Below are 5,948 nucleotides of genomic sequence, written 5' to 3'. Positions count from 1 at the left end.
CGCCTTACGGATGAAGCCTTCAAGCCGGAGTCAGAGACGGCCTGTTGCCTTAAGAGCCAGGTATGCGTCCGCGAGAGCCGGGGCCAGGTCCTGTGGAAGTGCGTCGACGACGATGACTCCGTGACGACGGAGGCGGTCTGCCGTGTGCTTCCGTTCGGTCTGAGCCCGCGTTGCTGCTGCTGCCTCGTACACCGCTTCGACGCTGCCCCTGGAGCCGGCCATCTCCGCGATTCGTGGATCGGCGATCGAAGCGACCATGACGGTATGGCGTTGAGTGAGAAGCGGCAGTACCGGCAGCAGCCCTTCCTCGACGGGCGATGCCTCCAGGCCGGTGAGCAGGACGATGAGGGACTGGTGCTGTGCCATGCGCAGAGCTGTGGACGCCAGACCTCGGGTGTCGGATTCCACCAGCGCGGGTTCGAGAGGTGCCATCGCGGAGACGAAGGCCGGCAGGACCTCATGTGCTGTGCGGCCCTTGACCGTTGCTCGCGGCGCGCGGTCATAGGCGAGTAGGTCCACACGGTCGCCGGCACGGGAGCCGAGCGCTGCCAGGAGCAGGGCGGCGTCCATGGCTGAGTCGAGACGTGGAGCGTCGCCCACCCGGCCGGCGGAGGTCCGGCCGGTGTCCAGTACGACCAGGACGCGGCGGTCCCGTTCAGGGCGCCATGTGCGTACCGCGACCGTCGACTGCCGGGCGGTCGCGCGCCAGTCGATGGAGCGGGTGTCGTCACCGGGGATGTATTCGCGGAGGCTGTCGAACTCGGTGCCCTCTCCGCGGGTCAGGATGCTGGTGCGCCCGTCGAGTTCACGCAGTCGTGCCATCTTCGCCGGCAGATGCTTGCGGCTCTTGAATGCAGGGAGGACGCGGACCGTCCAGGGCGCGGAATGGCTTCCCTGGCGAGCGGCAAGACCGAGCGGTCCGAAGCAGCGGACGGTGATGCGGTCCGCGCGACGGTCGCCGCGACGGGTGGGGCGAAGTGCGGTGGTGAACAGCTGCTGTTCTCGGGCTCCGATGCGCAACTGGTGGCGACCGGCCCGAGACGCGTCCGCCTCCTCCGGCCAACTGCTCGGTGGCCATGCGTCGCGGAGTTGGATTCGTGCCGATCGGCCGGCGGGATTGGTCACGACGGCGTTTACGTATGCATGTTCGCCGAGCCGAACTGACGTGTCACCGGAACGCGTGAATCGGAGTTGCTTCACTGGCGCGGCGACTGCGAGGTCGTACAGGATTGCAATCAACAGCGGGAGCTCGACGGCGAGGAGGCCCGTCCAGCCTGGGAGCAGGACGCCGACCAGGAGCGCGCCAAGGGCGGCGATCAGGACTGTACGGCCGGTGAGTGCCATGAATGCGGGCTCCCCAACTCACTGCGTATCAACGGGGGACGGGGACGTGGGCAAGGATCGAGTTGATGACGCTGTCGGCTGTGACGCCTTCCATCTCTGCCTCGGGGCGGAGCTGTACGCGGTGTCGCAGAGTCGGCAGGGCGAAGGACTTGATGTCGTCGGGGATCACATAGTCCCGTCCGGTGAGCCAGGCCCAGGCACGGGCGCTGGCCAGTAGTGCGGTGGCGCCTCGGGGCGAGACCCCGAGGGTGAACGAGGGGGAATCGCGAGTGGCTCGGCAGATATCGACGACGTAGCCCATGACTTCGGATGAGACAGAGGTCGCGGCGACTGCGGCTCGGGCGGCTTCCAGGTCCGCCGGGCCCGCGACGGCTCGGACACCGGCGGAGGCGAGATCCCGGGGGTCGAATCCTTCCGCGTGCCGTGTCAGGACGCTGATCTCATCGGCACGCGAGGGCAGGGGAAGGTTCAGCTTCAGCAGGAAGCGGTCGAGCTGAGCCTCTGGCAGCGGATAGGTCCCCTCGTACTCGACGGGGTTCTGCGTTGCCGCCACCAGAAACGGATCGGGGAGCGGCCGGGGCGTGCCGTCCACCGAGACCTGGCGTTCTTCCATGGCTTCGAGCAGGGACGCCTGGGTCTTCGGAGGCGTCCTGTTGATCTCGTCTGCCAGGAGGAGGTTGGTGAACACGGGGCCGGGCTGGAAGGAGAACTCAGCGGTGCGTGCGTCGTAGATGAGGGATCCGGTGACGTCGCTCGGCATCAGATCGGGGGTGAACTGAAGGCGCTTCGTTTCGAGTTCGAGAGTTGCTGCGAGGGTGCGTACGAGCAGCGTCTTTGCGACTCCGGGGACACCTTCGAGCAGCACATGTCCGCGGCAGAGCAACGCGACGACGAGACCTGTGACGGCGGCGTCCTGGCCGACGACCGCCTTCGAGATCTCGAGTCGCAGTGCTTCGAGGGCGCTGCGTGCGCTGTCTGGTGAGGGGACGCTCACGAGGTGCGTTCCTTGTCTGTGGGTTGTCGGGTGACGGAAGTGGCGTCGGAGAGACGGCGTTCCAACTGGTCGAGTTCGTCGGCCAGCCGGACCAGTTCTGCATCGGTCGCGGGGGCGGTGCCGAAGAGGAGGGAGTGAAGTCGCGCGCTGTCGCTGGGCTGATGCAAGCCTGCCTCAGCCGGCGCGGGGGGAGCGGCGTGGGAAGGCGAACTCGCAGCCAGTGCTTGAGTCAGTGCTTCAGGCGAATGAGCTTCCGCGGCACTGACGCCCACGAGAGGTGCGAGCCGTGCGCGGGTTGCGGAGCGCAGTGCTTCGGCGGCGCGGTCGCGGGCGTTGGCCCTCCGGTAGAGGCGGGCCCGGCCCTCGGTGGTCTCGGAGGCGCGTACGGAGACGGGGAGTTGCTCGGGCACGAGGGGACCCAGGCGCCGCACGCGCCAGAGTGCGGCGAGCACCGCGGCGATCGCCAGCTGAACCGTCGCCCAGGTCCAGCCTGCCGGCAGGAGGTCGAGGAAGCTGCGTTCCTCGCCCTTCCCGGAGGAGGCATCGGTAGGAGAGGGGAGGTACCACACGAGATGACTGCGCGAACCCAGCAGTTGAAGCACCAGCGAGGCGTTGCCGTGCTTGTCGAGTCGCTGGTTGTAGAGCGGATCAGGCGCGCCCAGCAGAACCGTGTCCGCTTCGGGGCCGGAACGACTGCCGCCGTCTTCCGTCCCGTCGCGGAGCCTCAGCAGGGAAGGGAGCCCCTGGCGCAGGTAGCAGAGATCCGCGTGGTCGGCGTCGACGGAGTAACGGACGCCGCCGAGTTCGGCGTCACCTGCCCGTTCCGCAGCTGGGAAGTCGCAGTCCGGAGGTGTCGGCTGGATCGCGGCGGGTGCAGCAGCGCGTACCTTCGGCGTGAGGGCTTTGACGGACGCGGAGCCGGGTGCGATGAGGACTGTGCGGCCGCCGTGCCGCAAGGCCGGCCGCAGTTCGGACAGCTGACGCCTGGTGAGGGCGTCGGGGTCGCTGACCAGCAACGTGGTGTCGGGGCCCGCCGCCTTCTTGGCTTCGCCCGGGGTCAGGGCGATCTCGGTGTCGACGCCTCGTTGCTTGAGGAGTTCTGCTGTCGCCTTGCTGCCGTGGTCGTCGGTGGAGCGCGGGTCGAGAAGTCCGTACGCGTCTCCGGAGCGAAGAGCGGCGATAGCCACCCCGGCCACGGCGAGAACCGCGGCCGCGATGAGCAGGCCGCGGGCACGGGTCCAGATCTGCCGGGCGGTCGGGGAGAGGGATGTGGCAGAAGCGGTGCTCAACGGCCGCCTCCACCCGGGGTGGTGGCGTCGGAGCCTCTGTCACCGTGCTTCACGAGGAGGCTCGTGTCGCCCGGGGCCGGGGTCTCGGGGAGACGCGGAACAGCACGCTGGAGTGCGCCGTCGATGTCGCGTACAGCGCTGTACGCAGCGGCATCGGCGGGCCTTTCCCCGTACGTCACCTCGTCGAAGGAACGGGCGGCGGACCGCAGCGCATCAGCGTGGTCGGGCAGAGTCCGGCCTGCTTCGGAGGCGGCTTCGTCGGCCGTACGGCCCGGGCGCCTGTCGAGCAGGGCGCGCTCTTCGAGAGAGCGGACGATGGCCCGCATCCGCTCCTGGAGTGCTTCACTCCAGCGATCGGCGGCAGCGTGCGCTTCGGCGGCGCTTCGGTGTTCGGCGGCGCTGCGCAGGCGGTTGCCGAACAGGGAGCCGCTGTCGGACGTGGTTTCGGGTCGGAACTTGCCCAGCCGCATGCGCAGCGCGACGACCAGCAGCAGTACGACTACGGCGAGCACGGCTAGGCCCACCCATCCCCCGGGGGTGGCCTGCGCGGCCGAGCCCAGCAGGGAACTGATGTGGTCCCACAGCCAGTCGAGGAGGCGTTGGAGGAGGCCGGGGTCGTCCTGGTGGTACTCGCGTTTCGACAGCTCGCGTTCCGCTGCTTCGCGTGCGGGAGTACGAGGTGTGGTGACCGGGACGCCGCCGTCGTCACCGGTGGCTGCTGCTGTGCGCAAGCGGGCCACCGTGTGCAGTGCCGCAGTCGCCATGTCCCCCGACACGGCCTCAGCTCCCGGCGGTCGGGCGGTCGGCTTGCTGCTGGTCGTAGCCGGGCACGCCCGCGGCACGGGCGAGTTCGAGGTCGAGGGCCTCTCGTCGGATGCGCTGGTCGAGATACAGCAGTGCGGTGACCCCGGCACGGATCGGGAACGTGATCGTGGAAGCGATCACCGCTCCGATGCCGGTGGCGATGAGGAAGGCCCAGCCAGTACTCGGTGTCCCGCCTGCCAAGGCGGAGAGGCCCTGCCCGCTGGCCAGTGCCCCGACGGCCGTCGCCGGCATCTGGATGATCGAAGCGACGATCACGACCAGGATCGTGGCGAGCATCTGCACGCCGAAGACGCGCCACCAGCTGCCTCGTACGAGCTTGGCGGAGCGGCGCATCGCGGTGATGACGCCCTGCTTCTCCAGCATCAGAGCCGGAGCGGAGAGGCTGAAGCGGACCCAGATCCAGACTGCGCCCACCAGCCCTACGAGCAGACCCACCAGGAGCACTGCCACGCCGAGGGTGTCCACTCCGGCGGCGAGGAGAGCTGTCCCCGGTGCGGAGCCAACGGCCACGGCGAGGCCGACGAGCAGCGGCACGATGATCAGGAGGCCGAGCAGCCGGAGCAGTTGGGGGCGGGAGTCCCGCCAGGCTTCACCGATGCCGACCGAGCGGCCGAGCACGGCGCGACTGACCACGACCGTAAGCATGGCGGTGGCGATCACTGTGCCGAGGGTGTCGACGAGAGCGCGGAGCCCGGTGAGGCGAAGGGATCCGCTCATGGCGGCCCAGAGTTCGTCGGTGCTGGGCTGCGGGTCCTTGACCAAGGCGTCCAGGTCGGTGGCGTCCGTCATCCAGAGACCGTTGGCGAGGGTGGCCACGAGCTGGACCAGCACCGCGACGCCGAGGGAGATGCCGAGCACGGTGCGCCAGTGCGCCCGCATGGTGGTGACAGCGCCGTCCAGTATCTCTCCGACACCCAGGGGGCGCAGAGGGATTGTCCCGGGCTTGGCAGCGGGCGGCTGGTTCCAGCCGCCGTTCCAGTTCCCCCAGCCGGGCTGCCCGGGAGGCGGGGCTCCCCAACCCTGGACGCCCTGTGCGGGCGGTTGCTGCGCGGCCCAGTTCCTCGGCGGCTCGTTCGAGGGCGCCCCCTGCGGTGCGCTCCCGGACGCGTGCGCGGCCTGCTCCTCGTCCGGCGAACGGTCGGAGGGAGAGGATCCGGGCGACGCCCAGCCCGGGGAGTCGTTCACTTCTGGTCACCTCGGGTGGTCGGTCGCTGCATCGCCTGTTTGACAGCCATCGTCCCACGGGCGGACGGGAGGCCGACCGGGCCCCGGGCCCTCGCATTGCCTTCAGGAGCCGCGGCAGGTGGAGGCAGACTGTGCAGATGGCAGATCAAGGTGTCCCGGTGCTGCGCTGGGAGGAGTCTCCCGAGGGGCCGATGCTGGTGCTCCTCGACCAGACGAGGTTGCCGGCGGAGGAAGTCGAGCTGGTGTGCAAGGACGTATCGGACCTGGTCGCGGCGATCCAGGCGCTGTCGGTGCGAGGAGCGCCCCTGCTG

General features: G+C 69.3%; 5 protein-coding genes and 1 pseudogene. 1 reads left to right on the top strand and 5 read right to left on the bottom strand.

What is annotated here, in order from left to right:
- Positions 1-30 precede the first annotated feature (30 nt).
- From H5J26_RS27475 to H5J26_RS27455, 5 genes are read right to left on the bottom strand one after another with little or no spacing between them, the layout of a single operon-like run.
- Complete coding sequence (locus H5J26_RS27475; RefSeq protein ID WP_181768668.1) at positions 31-1,344, bottom strand: DUF58 domain-containing protein; 1,314 nt, start codon at positions 1,342-1,344, stop codon at positions 31-33.
- Positions 1,345-1,372: 28 nt separating this feature from the next.
- Complete coding sequence (locus tag H5J26_RS27470; RefSeq protein ID WP_181768667.1) at positions 1,373-2,338, bottom strand: AAA family ATPase; 966 nt, start codon at positions 2,336-2,338, stop codon at positions 1,373-1,375.
- Positions 2,335-3,627, bottom strand: coding sequence for a DUF4350 domain-containing protein (locus H5J26_RS27465; protein ID WP_181768666.1), 1,293 nt, complete (start codon positions 3,625-3,627; stop codon positions 2,335-2,337). The genes H5J26_RS27470 and H5J26_RS27465 overlap by 4 nt, the downstream gene beginning before the upstream one ends.
- Positions 3,624-4,391 carry a DUF4129 domain-containing protein gene (locus tag H5J26_RS27460; protein ID WP_181768665.1) on the bottom strand — a complete coding sequence of 256 codons (768 nt, stop codon included), beginning with the start codon at positions 4,389-4,391 and terminating at the stop codon, positions 3,624-3,626. The genes H5J26_RS27465 and H5J26_RS27460 overlap by 4 nt, the downstream gene beginning before the upstream one ends.
- A 16-nt stretch (positions 4,392-4,407) precedes the next feature.
- Positions 4,408-5,637 carry a DUF7544 domain-containing protein gene (locus H5J26_RS27455; RefSeq protein WP_181768664.1) on the bottom strand — a complete coding sequence of 410 codons (1,230 nt, stop codon included), beginning with the start codon at positions 5,635-5,637 and terminating at the stop codon, positions 4,408-4,410.
- Positions 5,638-5,774: 137 nt separating this feature from the next.
- On the opposite strand from H5J26_RS27455, the pseudogene H5J26_RS31715 reads away from it, so the two are divergent.
- Positions 5,775-5,948 (top strand): annotated as a pseudogene (locus H5J26_RS31715) (S-methyl-5-thioribose-1-phosphate isomerase); the annotation flags it as partial.

It is taken from the genome of Streptomyces albidus (ex Kaewkla and Franco 2022) (assembly GCF_013870515.1).
Classification (GTDB): Bacteria; Actinomycetota; Actinomycetes; order Streptomycetales; family Streptomycetaceae; genus Streptomyces; species Streptomyces albidus.
The sequence above is the reverse complement of the archived record's forward strand: the minus strand, read 5'-3'. Positions and strand labels throughout refer to the sequence as shown.

Coding starts and splice junctions, on each gene's coding strand:
- H5J26_RS27460 (WP_181768665.1), bottom strand. CDS start 4,391: ATGGCGACTGCGGCACTGCACACGGTGGCCCGCTTGCGCACAGCAGCA.
- H5J26_RS27475 (WP_181768668.1), bottom strand. CDS start 1,344: ATGGCACTCACCGGCCGTACAGTCCTGATCGCCGCCCTTGGCGCGCTC.